The following is a 16,494-nucleotide window of genomic DNA, read 5'->3' on the forward strand; positions in this document are numbered from 1 at the left end:
TCCCTAAAAATAACACTATACTAAATTATGAAAAAAGTATTCATACTATTCATGGTCATGCTTTCTATGTCCATAAGTTATGCCCAAGATATAAATGATGTTGTTCGGTATTCTACTGAAAATTTGAATGGAACAGCACGTTTTAGAGCCATGAGTGGAGCCTTTGGAGCTCTTGGAGGTGATTTCTCAGCATTTTCAATAAACCCAGCGGGTTCGGCAGTTTTCAGTACTAGTGAAGTCACGATTTCACTAAGTAATTACAACAATGATAATGACGCATCCTATTTTGGAACACGTTCAAATGCCAACGATTCAGAATTTGATTTGAACCAAGCTGGAATTGTGTTTGTATTTAATGATATTGCAAATAGTGATTGGCGAAAAATATCTTTAGGATTGAATGTGCAAAATAATAATAATTTTTACAATAACTATTTTGCCACAGGAACAAATCCAACAAGAGGTATTGCAGACTATTTTGTTTCGTTTGCAAACGGACAAGCTTTAGGCGATATAGCACAATTTCCAGGAGAAACCGATACCGATACGTATTTGTTTTTAGGTGAAAACTTTGGTTTTGGGGCTCAGCAGGCATTTTTAGGATACGAAGGATTTGTGATTAATCCTGCCACTGATGATGATAGCAATACCATTTATACCTCAAATGCAGATTACTCAAACGGTGCTATTCAAGATTATATAGTACAAACTTCAGGATTTAACAGAAAATACACTTTTAACATAGCCACTCAATACAAAGATAATTTGTATTTAGGGTTAAATGTCAACTCACATGACGTTGATTATCGCGAACGCAGAGTACTAGTTGAAACTCCTGTAAACTCTGATTCTGGATTGCAATATGCAGAATTTTCTAACGAATTATATACGTATGGAGTTGGGATTTCTTTTCAAGCTGGTGCTATCTTAAAATTACAAAATATTCGCTTAGGTGGTTCGTATCAGTCGCCGACATGGTATCGCTTAAATGATGAGCTTATTCAAGGATTAAGTACAGACTTCAGAAATCCAGGAAATCCAACTGAAATCTTGCGAAGAGATATTTTTCCAAATGTAGTCAATGTTTATAGAGAACATAGAATTGTCACTCCGGGAAGTTTAACAGGTAGTTTTGCATATATTTTTGGTAAAAAAGGATTGATCAGTTTTGATTACTCTTTAAAAGATTATGCAAACGCAAAATTACGTCCAACTAATGATTTTATTGATGCAAACAATGATATTGACAATCAATTACAAGCTGCATCTACTTATAGAATTGGTGGGGAATATAGAATCAATCAATTTAGCTTACGCGGTGGGTATCGCTTTGAACAAAGTCCATTCCAAGACAATTCAACTGTTGGAGACTTAGAAGGGTATTCTTTAGGAATAGGATATAATTTTGGAAGTTTAAGTTTTGATTTAGCGTATGATAGAAGCGAACAAGCTCTTAATCCACAACTATTACAAGCAGGCTTAGTTGACCGAGCAAATATTAATAATATAAATTCAAACGTCACCTTCTCAGTAACGTTTAAACTATAAAAGTAACATTATCATAACCGATTAATGTACCTCTAAAACCTCATTATTGCAATGAGGTTTTTTCTTTTTCTCTTTTTTGATTGATTTTGATGAGATTTTTTAGAAGCTTAAAATAATTTCAATTTGTTTGAAACTACATAGATTCAATGAGAACTCTTCTTCTACTCTGCTCCATTTTCTGGATAGTTAAGTTATACCAATTCTACTATAAAATGCGATGTATAGAATTAAAATTAGTTTTCGCTTATTCGAGACATAAAATCAAAGTATAGCCTTAGCTATAGTTTTATTTTATAACGCAGAAGAAGTAGAAAAATAAATTAATTATTAGCTGCAGATTATAGTAGAATTGGTATAACTCTGTATTTGAAATGATAAAAGATGTAGTATGAAAAATCGAAATTTCAACTTTTCAAACTACATCTTTTTGAGATATTTTTATATGTTGTATGATAAATTATCTCTTCAAAGTAAAATGATTGATAAATTCTTTTGGTGTTCCATCGAATGGATCTACATATTCTACTCTAAACCAGTAGTCCTGTGATGGCATTGGAGATCCGTTAAAGGTTCCATCCCATCCCTGTCCTGCGGGACTGATTTGTTTTAAGAGTTTTCCATACCTGTCAAAGATATAAATCTTTGCTCCTGGCTGATTTCTCAGTCCTATGATGTTCCACGTTGGGTTGTACTCATCTCCGTTTGGAGTGAAGAATTCCATGTAATCAATCAGTTCAAAGGTGCGAATCAGCTCCCCACAACCATTGGTGTCTCTCACCGTTACCGTGTGTTCGCCTGGCGTGAGATCAAAGAACTCTCCTAAGCCTTGCCACCCTCCGTCATCTAATTGGTATTCATAGATGCCCGAACCGCCTGTTGCTGTGGCAATCACATTGTGCGTATCGGCAAAGGCTGGTGTGGTAATCTGAATATCTAGCGTTGCTGGCGCTGAAGATGCCTCATAGGTCACACTGTCGCTATAGCTACAGTTGGTCTCTGGAAAGTTTCCATCGGTAATTACCAAACTATAGGTTCCTGCCGTAGTTACTGCCACCGTTGGTGTGTTTTCTATTCCATTAGGAGTATTCCAAAGATAGATGTATCCTGCACCTAAATCTACCCCAATCATCGGTCCCTCATCGGTCGTGCCTGTGGTTGCATCCACACATAAGATATCATCTGCTGGCAGGGTGAATACAGGTAATGGATTCACCTGCAAGCTCACCATTACTGGATCAGACAGACAGCCTGTAATGGTCTGTCTTACCCTTGCAAAGAGCATCAAGCTATCTACATCTTCACTGTTGATATACATTGTAGGATCTACAATGGCATTGATATCATCTGCTGCATCTGCTGCCGTGGTGTAGTAAGACACCTCCATGTTTAACTGTCCACCAATGATCGTGGCATCTAAACTAGTCAGATCAAAGGTGGCAATGAGTTGATTGCTCTCATCAGTAGCACACTCCTGATAGGTCGTTGGTGCCGTTGCCGTTGGAATCGGTTCTACCGTAAGGTCGACACTGGCGATGTTGTTGCTATTGAAACAGCCTGTGGCAGTATTCTCCACTCGGATAAAGACTGTATCTGGTTCGCCCATATTCTCATATCCATCCACAAGTGCCGCTGTGCCTGCTAAAGCATCTGCCGCTGTTGGGTGATAGGTTACTGTAAAGTCTGCTAACATCTGTGGCGCGGTCAGTAGGTCTAACGAAGCCGTTACATCGTCCCATATAAATTGTCCCACATTGTCAGTGTCATACTCACAAAAGATATAACTGAATGTCATACTGGTCAGTGCTGGGAGTGGATGTACAATTACTGGTAATTCTACCACCTTGTAACACGGTTCCATATTGCTATCTATTTGTATATCACTCTGTACTCTTACGTAGATGATCACCTGTCCGTTTTCATTGGCTGTTGCCATGTCTACCGCAAACATGGTTGGATCTACTATCGGATTGGTATTCGCCACTGCATCTACCTCAGTGGTATGGTAGCTGACAGTGACATTGCCTTCATTGTTGACAATCTCTGCCTGTGCCTGTGTTAGATCAAAGATTAAAATACCGTTGGTCGCATCACCATCCGTGTCATCATCACATGCCTCTAAAGGTGTTGGCGTGGTGTTTGGCGTTGGAATTGGAAGCACACGAAGAAGCATTCTGGTATCCGTGGTACATCCTGCGGCATTGGTAGCCACAATGATGATCTCCTGTAAGTTCATTGTGTTTTGATACGCCGTTGGATCCGCAATTGGAATATCTGCGGCAAAGTCTGCATCACTAGCATAGTATGTCAGTGTCAAAGAGGTATCTCCATTGGTAATCTCATCATATTTATCTGTTAGATCAAAGGTGCTGATCTCATCACTCTCATCACCACTCTCTAAATCATCACAGAGGGAGAAAGGTTGTGGCGTGACAATCACCGGTGGTGGCACCACAAGCAGGTCAAAGCTTCCGATGGCATAACAAGCGGTCGTGTTATCTTCTAAACGTACCCAAATGGTTTGTTGATTTGGAGTGATATTGATGTAATCGGTAAGATTTACAATTGGTGACAGATCATCAATCGCATCTTGTTCACTCTCGTGATAGGTCAGTGTAAGGTTACTCGTGTCTTGAGCTGCAAAGATTTCTGCCTGTGTCTGGGTTAAATCAAACATCGCAATCCCATCCAAGCTATCCGCAGCATCACATACCTCTAAGTCTTCTATTTCAATAGGTACTATTGGAATGGGAATGATGTTGATTTGTAATGGTGTCACTGTAAAACAGCCAGTAACAGTATTGGTTGCCAATACATAGATAGTTTGACTGTCCATGATGATATTTGTATACGGACTGCTAAGTGCATTTATGTTGTTATTGGCATCCGTTTCTGTCTCATGGAAGGTGTAGATCACATCTGGTTCATTGTTGATAATCGCAGCGACTAGCGCAGCTAAATCTGTCGCTACAAAACCGTCATTGTCATCATCACAGGTCTCTGCTAGGAGCATCCCGTTTGGATCAAGGGTAGGACTTGGAAGTGGATTTACCGAGATGTTAAAGCTAATGGTACTTTGACAACCTGTATTATCATCGGTGGCACGTACCCAAATGGTTTGTACATTGATGATGGTATTGGCATAGGCTTCTGGATTTGTAATCGGTGTGTCACTGGTAAGATCGGCTAAAGTAGCGTAGTAGTCCAAACTGATGCCTGTAGCATTGTTTAAAAGATCTTCTGCCAGTGCCGTTAGATCAAAGACTTCGATACCATCGCCTAAGGTAATGGCATCACAGAGTTCTATGTTTGGCAATTGTGTCAGCGCAGGTGGCACATCTACAATTAGTGTTAGATTGGTGATGCTAAAACAGCCTGTGACTTGATCTTCCACACGTACCCAAATGAGCTGTGGACTCGGCGGAATGTTGCTATAGGCATTTACATTGTTGATTTCTCCTGTAGGAGTACCTGCAATCGCATTTGCCTGTGTGTTGTAATACCGAACAATATGCGTGGTTGGGTCTTCTCCGTTTAGGATGTCAACTTCAGCTTCTGTAAGATCGAATTGTGCGATTTGGTCATTGGTATCATCATCACATTCTGAGAGACTTACCGCGTCTAAGGTAGCAATCTCAGGAGAATCGTGCACGATTAAATCTAAGGATACCACATTGTAACATCCCGTAAGGACATTTTCTACACGCACATACAAGGTTTGATTGTACGGAGTGATGTTGCTATACACATCCGCCAAAGCGTTGACATTGCTATCTGCATCGTCTGGGGTTTCGTGGTAGGTCACTGTTACTTGACCTGGCAATACCCCGCCTGTGATTTCACTCTCAGAATCGCGTACATTGAAAATACCGATTCCGTCGTTGTCGGTGTCACAGTATTCTAGTGGCGTTGCGGGGAATACCGCTGGTGTATCGTTGATATTCACCGTGAGTTGTGTCACCACATGACATCCTGTATTGATATCTTCCACTCGAACAAAAACGCTGTACATCGTTGGTGTGCCTACATTTTCATAAGGCATCATAAGTGCATTCATATCTGTATCTGCATCTGCTGAGGTAAGGTGATATGATACGTTTAAGTCTGGATTGCCTATGGTAATCTCATCATTTTTTACCGTTAAATCCGTCGGTGCTACACCATCTGCAGTTTCATCGTCACAGGCTTCTAATACCGTAGGAACTGAAAAAACTGGTAATGGATCTAATTGTAATACAAAGCTTCCTGTTTGAACACAGCCTAATGGATTCACCGCGCGAACATAGATAATATCTCCATCCATCCCACTGATAGGCACTGTGTATTCATTAGTATTATTCTCTGCATCTAAAGGTGTTTGATGATAAGTAATCGTGAGTCCTACTTGTCCATTCGCCACCACAGTGGTATGCTGCGTCAAATCAAAGATTTCAGTATTATCATTGTTAAAATCACACGCAATCATTGGTGGAATGTTGTCTAGATTTGGTAGTGGATCGGTAATTAAATTTGCCTGCACCACATCAAAACAGCCTGTAATGTTATCGGTAACACGCACAAAGATAATTTGCACTAAAGGATCTATAGTTGTGTATATTATTGGTAATACCGTCGTTGGATCGCCTGCAATCGCCAATGCTTCTGTTTCATAATATGTTGCCGTAGCAGTTCCTGCCAAAGCTCCTAATACTTGCGCATCTAAAGTTGACAGGTCAAAGGTTCCTAAATCATCGGTATCATTACCATTGGTATCATCACAAACACTGTAATTTGCTGGTGGTGTTGCCGTGATTGCTAGATTGACTTGCAAACCTAATGTGGAAGTGTTTATACAACCTGTAACATCATTGACAATACGAATAAAAACCGTATCCATATTGGCAGTGGCATTCACATAAGACGAGCTTAGTGGATTGGCGCCTGACATTGCATCTGCCATATCCACGTGATAGGTAATCGTCATCGGATCTGTAGAGGTTTGTCCCCCTAGTATTTCTGCATCAGCTTCTGTTAAAGTAAAACCTACAAGACCGTCCGTATCATCGTCACATTCTTCTAATGTTGTCGGTATAACTGCTACTGGTAAATCATTGACTGCTAGGGCAAAACTTGTAATTGCATAACAATCGTTTCCTAGTTCTGTACTTTCAATTCTAACATGAATGACTTCAGTGTCATTTCCAGTGTACGTTGCTGGATTCAATATTGGATTTATATCTGTATCTGCATCCCCTGAACTATTATGAAAAGTAATATTGAAATCTGCAGGGTTTTGTGTATCTAAAATAGCTGCTTCTTGTGTTGTTAAATCAAAGTCTTCAACAGTATTTGCATCATCATCACAAGACGCCATATCTGGAGGTTGATTGGCAATAGGCTGAGTATTTATTTGAATATTAAATTGAGTAACTTCATGACAGTCCGGATTCATATTATTTTCAATCCTTACATAGATTGGCTGCGGATTTGGTGTATTTGTAAATGCAGGATCAAGGGGATTCACATTGTTTTCCGCATCATCCATGAGTGCGTGATATGTGATTGTAAAATTAGCAGGATCTTGCGTACCTAAGACTATAATATCATTATCTGTTAATAAAAAGTTTGCTACATCGTCATTCGTATCATCATCACATATTATAATATCTGGAACTGTATTTGCCACAGGTTGCTCATAAACTTCTAAGTCGAAGCTGGTAGTGTCAAAACATCCACCTGATAAATCTTCTATTCTTACAAATATAGTGTCTGGATTTGGACCATTTGTATACAAGGTTGGAAGCGGATTCATATCCATCTCCGCATCATTAAACGTGCTGTGATATGAAATATTGAATAAGGCTGGATCTTGCATTAGCAAAACATCATTATTCACTAGGGACAGGTCAAATTCCACATTCGGAATTGCTACTGGCGAGCAAGCTACCAAATTATTAGGTTGATTCGCCACAGGCACGGGAGCAAATTCAATAACGATGCTATCAGTAGAACTACAATTTGTAGAAACTGCTACTGTAACTGAGTATGTTCCTGGGATGGTTACATCTAATGTAGGATTTGTTTCTCCAACAAGTTCTACTCCATCTCTAAACCAAGTATATGTAGCGGTATTTACGGCTGATTGTGCATCAAGCGTTATAGAGTCGTCTCCACAGACTGGGTTTCCTGTCGTTATCAACCTGTCTAAACCTAAATCTAAAGATCCAATATCAAAACTTCCACCTTCTAGAAATACGGCAGAATCAAATGAAGAATCAATATAGTCTGATATTACAAGTTTGATGGTATATGTTTGTCCCGGAATTACGTCTGATTCGGCTGTTAAAGATCGTGTTTGTCCGTCAAATTCTGTAGAGCCGTTATTACTTCCTGCTGGATCATAATATTCAGGAAAGGCAAATTCACCTAATCCTGGCCCACAGCTAAATGTATGAATGTTTGTGATACTTGCTGGAATATTGGAATTTGGTAATAATGCAATGTTTCTTCCTCCCAAATCTATATTCAATTCTGCTGTAGCTGGGTTCGCATCATGATCATATGCATTTACATTTGGAATTCCTGGACCACTTAATATAAACGCAAAAGTATCGGCAAAACTACAAGGATACGTTGCAGTCGTAGTATATTCTTCAGAAGCTAATATGTAGCGAAAACTAATTCTATCTGATAATGGAACAAACTGAAATTCAATAGTAGTTGCATTGAATGTACTTCCTCCACCGGCAAGCGCTACTAAGTCAGGATCTCCTGCCCAGCCTCCGCCACCAAAACTTAAAGTTCCTCCATTATTTGGTATCGCGGATACATTTGAACTACTCAAGATAATACCCTCTGCAAAAGGAAAATCAGCAGTTCCAGTGTTAAAATAACCATAGCTTTCATAACCAAAATTAGAACCATTTTCCTCACCTGGCAAGTTGTCTACACCACTATGGTTGGTTACTCTTATATTAGTAGGTTCATTTCCACAAACGTCTTGAAAAAGAACATTTACAATTAAGTCTTCTGGTGTACGTGTGTCATCTACCGAGATTACTTGCGAATATGCTTGATGCCCTATGAAAAACAATAGAACGAATAGTATTTTTGCCCTCATAAAAAAATATTTCTGGTTAGTTTTGCTATAGTTAATCTCAAATATATTAATAAGCAGATTAATCTGTTACTTATTTAACAAAAAACACGAGAAAAACCCTATCATTTTTTGTAGTTTTTATAACAAGACCGAAGTATTTTTAAAACTTCGGCCTTGTCATGTTTTTTATGTATTTATGTTGAATTTCTATTTAAAAAATTCTAATTATCTCTTCAAAGTAAAATGATTGATAAATTCTTTTGGTGTTCCATCGAATGGATCTACATATTCTACTCTAAACCAGTAGTCCTGTGATGGCATTGGAGATCCGTTAAAGGTTCCATCCCATCCCTGTCCTGCGGGACTGATCTGTTTTAAGAGTTTTCCATACCTGTCAAAGATATAAATCTTTGCTCCTGGCTGATTTCTCAGTCCTATGATGTTCCACGTTGGGTTGTACTCATCTCCGTTTGGAGTGAAGAATTCCATGTAATCAATCAGTTCAAAGGTGCGAATTAGCTCCCCACAACCATTGGTGTCTCTCACCGTTACCGTGTGTTCGCCTGGCGTGAGATCAAAGAACTCGCCTAAGCCTTGCCACCCTCCGTCATCTAATTGGTATTCATAGATGCCTGAACCGCCTGTTGCTGTGGCAATCACATTGTGCGTATCGGCAAAGGCTGGTGTGGTAATCTGAATATCTAGCGTTGCTGGCGCTGAAGATGCCTCATAGGTCACACTGTCGCTATAGCTACAGTTGGTCTCTGGAAAGTTTGCATCGGTAATTACCAAACTATAGGTTCCTGCCGTGGTTACTGCCACCGTTGGTGTGTTTTCTATTCCATTGGGAGTATTCCAAAGATAAGTGTATCCTGCGCCTAAATCTACCCCAATCATCGGTCCCTCATCGGTCGTGCCTGTGGTTGCATCCACACATAAGATATCATCTGCTGGCAGGGTGAATACAGGTAATGGATTCACCTGCAAGCTCACCATTACTGGATCAGACAGACAGCCTGTAATGGTCTGTCTTACCCTTGCAAAGAGCATCAAGCTATCTACATCTTCACTGTTGATATACATTGTAGGATCTACAATGGCATTGATATCATCTGCTGCATCTGCTGCCGTGGTGTAGTAAGACACCTCCATGTTTAACTGTCCACCAATGATCGTGGCATCCAAACTAGTCAGATCAAAGGTGGCAATGAGTTGATTGCTCTCATCAGTAGCACACTCCTGATAGGTCGTTGGTGCCGTTGCCGTTGGAATCGGTTCTACCGTAAGGTCGACACTGGCGATGTTGTTGCTATTGAAACAGCCTGTGGCAGTATTCTCCACTCGGATAAAGACTGTATCTGGTTCGCCCATATTCTCATATCCATCCACAAGTGCCGCTGTGCCTGCTAAAGCATCTGCCGCTGTTGGGTGATAGGTGATTGTAAAGTCTGCTAACATCTGTGGCGCAGTCAGTAGGTCTAACGAAGTCGTTACATCATCCCATATAAATTGTCCCACATTGTCAGTGTCATACTCACAGAAGATATAACTGAATGTCATGCTGGTCAGTGCTGGGAGTGGATGTACAATTACTGGTAATTCTACCACCTTGTAACACGGTTCCATATTGCTATCTATTTGTATGTCACTCTGTACTCTTACGTAGATGATCACCTGTCCGTTTTCATTGGCCGTTGCCATGTCTACCGCAAACATGGTTGGATCTACTATCGGATTGGTATTCGCCGCTGCATCTACCTCTGTGGTATGGTAGCTGACAGTGACATTGCCTTCATTGTTGACAATCTCTGCCTGTGCCTGTGTCAGATCAAAGAGTAAAATACCGTTAGTCGCATCACCATCCGTGTCATCATCACATGCCTCTAAAGGTGTTGGCATGGTGTTTGGCGTTGGAATTGGAAGCACACGAAGAAGCATTCTGGTATCCGTGGTACATCCTGCGGCATTGGTAGCCACAATGATGATTTCTTGTAAGTTTATTGTGTTTTGATACGCCGTTGGATCGCCAATTGGAATGGCTGCGGCAAAGTCTGCATCACTAGCATAGTATGTCAGTGTCAAAGAGGTATCTCCATTGGTAATCTCATCATATTTATCTGTTAGATCAAAGGTGCTGATCTCATCACTCTCATCACCACTCTCTAAATCATCACAGAGGGAGAAAGGTTGTGGCGTGACAATCACCGGTGGTGGCACCACAAGCAGGTCAAAGCTTCCGATGGCATAACAAGCGGTCGTGTTATCTTCCAAACGTACCCAAATGGTTTGTTGATTTGGAGTGATATTGATGTAATCGGTAAGATTTACAATTGGTGACAGATCATCAATTGCATCTTGTTCACTCTCGTGATAGGTCAGTGTAAGGTTACTCGTGTCTTGAGCTGCAAAGATTTCTGCCTGTGTCTGGGTTAAATCAAACATCGCAATCCCATCCAAGCTATCCGCAGCATCACATACCTCTAAGTCTTCTATTTCAATAGGTACTATTGGAATGGGAATGATGTTGATTTGTAATGGCGTCACTGTAAAACAGCCAGTAACAGTATTGGTTGCCAATACATAGATAGTTTGACTGTCCATGATGATATTTGTATACGGACTGCTAAGTGCATTTATGTTGTTATTGGCATCCGTTTCTGTCTCATGGAAGGTGTAGATCACATCCGGTTCATTGTTGATAATCGCAGCGACTAGCGCAGCTAAATCTGTCGCTACAAAACCGTCATTGTCATCATCACAGGTCTCTGCTAGGAGCATCCCGTTTGGATCAAGGGTAGGACTTGGAAGTGGATTTACCGAGATGTTAAAGCTAATGGTACTTTGACAACCTGTATTATCATCGGTGGCACGTACCCAAATGGTTTGTACATTGATGATGGTATTGGCATAGGCTTCTGGATTTGTAATCGGTGTGTCACTGGTAAGATCGGCTAAAGTAGCGTAGTAGTCCAAACTGATGCCTGTAGCATTGTTTAAAAGATCTTCTGCCAGTGCCGTTAGATCAAAGACTTCGATACCATCGCCTAAGGTAATAGCATCACAGAGTTCTATGTTTGGCAATTGTGTCAGCGCAGGTGGCACATCTACAATTAGTGTTAGATTGGTGATGCTAAAACAGCCTGTGACTTGATCTTCCACACGTACCCAAATGAGTTGTGGACTCGGCGGAATGTTGCTATAGGCATTTACATTGTTGATTTCTCCTGTAGGAGTACCTGCAATCGCATTTGCCTGTGTGTTGTAATACCGAACAATATGCGTGGTTGGGTCTTCTCCGTTTAGGATGTCAACTTCAGCTTCTGTAAGATCGAATTGTGCGATTTGGTCATTGGTATCATCATCACATTCCGAGAGACTTATCGCATCCAAGGCAGCAATCTCAGGAGAATCGTGAACGATTAAATCTAAGGAAACCACATTGTAACATCCCGTAAGGACATTTTCTACACGCACATACAAGGTTTGATTGTACGGGGTAATGTTGCTATACACATCCGCCAAAGCGTTGACATTGCTATCTGCATCGTCTGGGGTTTCGTGGTAGGTCACTGTTACTTGACCTGGCAATACCCCGCCTGTGATTTCACTCTCAGAATCGCGTACATTGAAAATACCGATTCCGTCGTTGTCGGTGTCACAGTATTCTAGTGGCGTTGCGGGGAATACCGCTGGTGTATCGTTGATATTCACCGTGAGTTGTGTCACCACATGACATCCTGTATTGATATCTTCCACTCGAACAAAAACGCTGTACATCGTTGGTGTGCCTACATTTTCATAAGGCATCATAAGTGCATTCATATCTGTATCTGCATCTGCTGAGGTAAGGTGATATGATACGTTTAAGTCTGGATTGCCAATGGTAATCTCATCATTTTTTACCGTTAAATCAGTCGGTGCTACGCCATCTGCAGTTTCATCGTCACAGGCTTCTAATACCGTAGGAACTGCAAAAACTGGTAATGGATCTACTCGTAATACAAAGCTTCCTGTTTGAACACAACCTAATGGATTCACCGCGCGAACATAGATAATATCATCAGTAGCTCCTGCTGCTACGTTGGTTATAGGATTCAAATCTTGTTCAGCATCGGTTGGAGTCTCATGATAACTAATCGTGAGTCCTACTTGTCCATTCGCCACCACAGTGGTATGCTGTGTCAGATCAAATGCTTCTTCGCCATCTCCTGGGTTGTTGAAATCACACGCAATCATTGGTGGAATGTTGTCTAGATTTGGTAGTGGATCGGTAATTAAAGTTGCTTGCACCACATCAAAACAACCTGTAATGTTATCGGTAACACGCACAAAGATAAATTGTATTAGAGGTGTTGTGGTTGTATAGGTTGTTGGTAATGCTGTTGCTGGATCTCCTGCAATCGCTAATGCTTCTGTTTCATAATATGTTGCCGTAGCAGTTCCTGCCAAAGCTCCTAATACTTGCGCATCTAAAGTTGACAGGTCAAAGGTTCCTAAATCATCGGTATCATTACCATTGGTATCATCACAAACACTGTAATTTGCTGGTGATGTTGCCGTGATTGCTGGATTGACTTGCAAACCTAATGTGGAAGTGTTTATACAACCTGTAACATTATTGACAATACGAATAAAAACCGTATCCATATTGGCAGTGGCATTCACATAAGACGAGCTTAGTGAATTGGCACCTGACATTGCATCTGCCATATCCACGTGATAGGTAATCGTCATCGGATCTGTAGAGGTTTGTCCCCCTAGTATTTCTGCATCAGCTTCTGTTAAAGTAAAACCTACAAAACCATCCGTATCATCATCACATTCTTCTAATGTTGTCGGTATAATTGCTACTGGTAAATCATTGACAGTAACTTCAAAGCTTGTTGTGGTAGCACATATATTTGTAACATCTGTACTCGTTACGCTTACATATATTATGTCTGTTGAGTGCGCAGTTGAATTTGTATATGCATTAGGGTTTGGTATTGGATTTATGTTTGCACTAGCATCTGCTTGACTTGTATGAAAATTGATATTGACAAGTGTTGGATCTTGAGTATCTAAAATTATTGGAATTTGTGTAGTTAAGTCAAAAGTTTCAAAACCATCATTTGTAAGATCGTCACAAACCACTATGTTTCCAGGCTCTACTGCCGTTGGTTGATAATCTACACAGATTTCAAAACTTGTTGTATCATCACATAATGGATTGGCATTGTTTACAATACGCACAAATATCATTTCACATGCTGCCATATTGTTATATGGACTAGGCAATGGATTAGCACCTGAATCAGCATCTGGTTGGGATAAGTGATATGTGACTGAAAATAGTCCTGGATTTTGAGTTCCTAACACTTGTGCGTCTAATGCTACTAAATTGAAAGGTGCTGTTTCATCATTGGAATCATCATCACATACCGTAATGTTTGCAACAGTGTTTGCAATTGGTGAAGCATTTACTACGACATTGAATTGAACCGTAGACACACAGTTTGTTGTATTGTCTTCAATTCTTACTACAATTGGATCTGTTTGATTGTTATTTGAATATGTAGCAGGTGTAGGTAATGGATTTACATTTGCATTTGCATCAACTGCATTCGCGTGAAAGCTTATGGTAAAGTCTGTTGGGTTTTGCGTTCCTAGAATGATAGGAATTTGTGTGTTTAGATTAAAAACTTCCACACCATCATTGGAAAGGTCATCACATACTACCATATCTAGCGGCGTGATCAAAGTCGGTTCTGGATTTAATATTAAATCGAAAGAAGTTACCGCAAAACACGTGGCACTGGCATTATCTTGTACTCTAATATAGATATCGTCTATTGGTGCTGTTGTATTTGTGTACAAACATGGTATCGGATTTACATTGTTGTCTGCATCAGCTTGAGTATCGTGAAATGTTACCGTATATTCTGCTGAATTTTGTGTCCCTAAGGCTAAAGCTGCTTGGGCACACATATCAAATTCTTCTACTCCATCATTTCCAATGTCACAAAGCACTATATCTGGTACTGTATTTGCGGTTGTGTTTCCAATATTGATTGTGAATGATTCTGTCTGAAAACAATCAACAGCAGTAGTTCCTGTATATGATATTCTTACATAAATGACCTCACCATCAGTCGCCGTGTATGATTGTGCTTGTGCAAGCGTAAGTGCATTGACACCTGCATCAGCGTCAGCTTGCGATAAGTGATAGGTAACTTCTATATTGGTAGTATCTGCAATTGGCGCCAATACTTGTGCTGTATTTACTGTCAAGTCAAACACACTCGTTGTATTGTTAGAACAATCTGCCAAGTTTGAAGCTGGTCCGTTGTTTATTTCAGGAGCCACATCAATACATACCGTTTCAGAATAGGTACATCCTAAATCATCTAAAACTTCATAGGTATAGCAGTGTTGCCCTGGTGTTGTTGGTTGTACCGTAATTACGTTTCCGGTAGTATTTGTTATGGAAGCATCTGGCAACCAAGCTTCTGCATCAATTACAGGTGTAAATGACTCGTCTGCTGGCAGAATTGCGGGATCGAAATCTAAATTCCAACTAAAAATGTACCCATTATCAATTCCGATATTATCGGTCACTCGAATTGTCCAGTTACCATTTAACGGACTTCCAATTAAATCATCAAAACCGTTTGAATCTATTGGTAAGTATGTTCCAGGCCGCCACGAATCCCCTGGCGGATTGGAACCAGCAATAATTGTTGGTGCATCTTGCAAAAAGACTGTTCCTGATAAAGAAAAACAGTAATCAGCTCCTACTCCAGGTGCATTACTGTTGTCATCATTAGCACCTCCAAAATAAGTTCCAAATCCTGCTTGTGTGAACAATTCAGCTTCTTGCCCATTAGGACTGATGATAGAGATATCTAAATCTCCCGAATAGGAATGTTCAATATTTAAACAGATTTGTAATATTTCTGATCCTGCTGTTAATACTTGATCTGAATCAAAACAATCTACTGGAATAGAGGTTTCATACGATACTCCATTTCCATCTGGTAAAAACGTTTGCCCACTTACAGGCGGCGTACATTCTACTATGTATGGTGTTGGCGCTACAACGCCTGGAATGGTTGTGCTTTCTCCAAAACATATAAAAGGTTCTGTTGGTGTAGTGCCAGTAAAGTCTGGTGTCGTGGACACACGTACTACTTGATTGATTAAGTTATCGTTGGTACAACTATTTGTATCCGTCACGGTTAAATTTACAATATATGCTCCTGGATTAGGATATGTATGTGTTACAGATTCGCCAAAGGCAGAATTTCCATCTCCAAAATCCCATTGATATTGTGCGCCTGTTCCATCTGAACTAAAGGTAGCACTTCCGTTGAATGTTACAGAATCACCTTGACAAATTTCTATATTGTTACTAGCATCTGCCGCTGGCACGGAAGAATCTAACTGAGAATTGATTGTTTGACATGGCGTTACACAAGAAATGGCAGCTTCCCAGCCAGTGTTTACGCCTCCTGCATCTGAGACAAACTCTATCGTAACACATCCTGATACGTTATCGTTGGTTGCAATTACGATGCCTGGTGATGTGGTGCCTGTAAATGCGCCAAATAGTGGTGCAGCTGTACTATCACCATTGTAAAGTGTCAAAAAATCACTCATATCTTGCAATGAGAATGCTGTAAAATCCAATTGCACTTTATCACCTGCATTGATTGGACATATCGTCATTACAATATTTTCATTGTTTGAATATTGCCCTGGTACAGCATTACCTCCTGTATCTAAAAACGTACCTTGACATATAGTGAAGGTTCCATTTTCAATAAGGACATCTTGTCCAAAACAAAAGAGTGGTGCACTAATAAGAAGTAAGAGAACTAATTTTTTCATCT

At 40.3% G+C, this 16,494-nt stretch carries 3 protein-coding genes; 1 reads left to right on the top strand and 2 read right to left on the bottom strand.

The features are described 5' to 3' along the window. Window positions 1-27: 27 nt before the first annotated feature. Entirely contained in the window at window positions 28-1,548 is a 1,521-nt protein-coding gene (locus KORDIASMS9_RS22145; protein WP_114904944.1) for an OmpP1/FadL family transporter, read from the top strand. 457 nt (window positions 1,549-2,005) lie between these two features. Here the strand turns inward: KORDIASMS9_RS22145 and KORDIASMS9_RS22150 are convergent, their stop codons facing one another. Next, window positions 2,006-8,644, bottom strand: coding sequence for a T9SS type B sorting domain-containing protein (locus KORDIASMS9_RS22150; protein WP_114904945.1), 6,639 nt, complete (start codon window positions 8,642-8,644; stop codon window positions 2,006-2,008). A 204-nt stretch (window positions 8,645-8,848) separates the two neighbouring features. Beyond that, a complete protein-coding gene (locus KORDIASMS9_RS22155; protein WP_114904946.1) occupies window positions 8,849-16,492 on the bottom strand; it encodes a T9SS type B sorting domain-containing protein in 7,644 nt (2,547 codons plus the stop codon). Window positions 16,493-16,494 lie beyond the last annotated feature (2 nt).

This window comes from Kordia sp. SMS9 (genome assembly GCF_003352465.1).
GTDB lineage: Bacteria > Bacteroidota > Bacteroidia > Flavobacteriales > Flavobacteriaceae > Kordia.

What these genes read in the sequence shown, in the direction of transcription:
- KORDIASMS9_RS22145 (WP_114904944.1), top strand. Translation starts at nt 28, where the DNA reads ATGAAAAAAGTATTCATACTATTCATGGTCATGCTTTCTATGTCCATA.
- KORDIASMS9_RS22150 (WP_114904945.1), bottom strand. Translation starts at nt 8,644, where the DNA reads ATGAGGGCAAAAATACTATTCGTTCTATTGTTTTTCATAGGGCATCAA.
- KORDIASMS9_RS22155 (WP_114904946.1), bottom strand. Translation starts at nt 16,492, where the DNA reads ATGAAAAAATTAGTTCTCTTACTTCTTATTAGTGCACCACTCTTTTGT.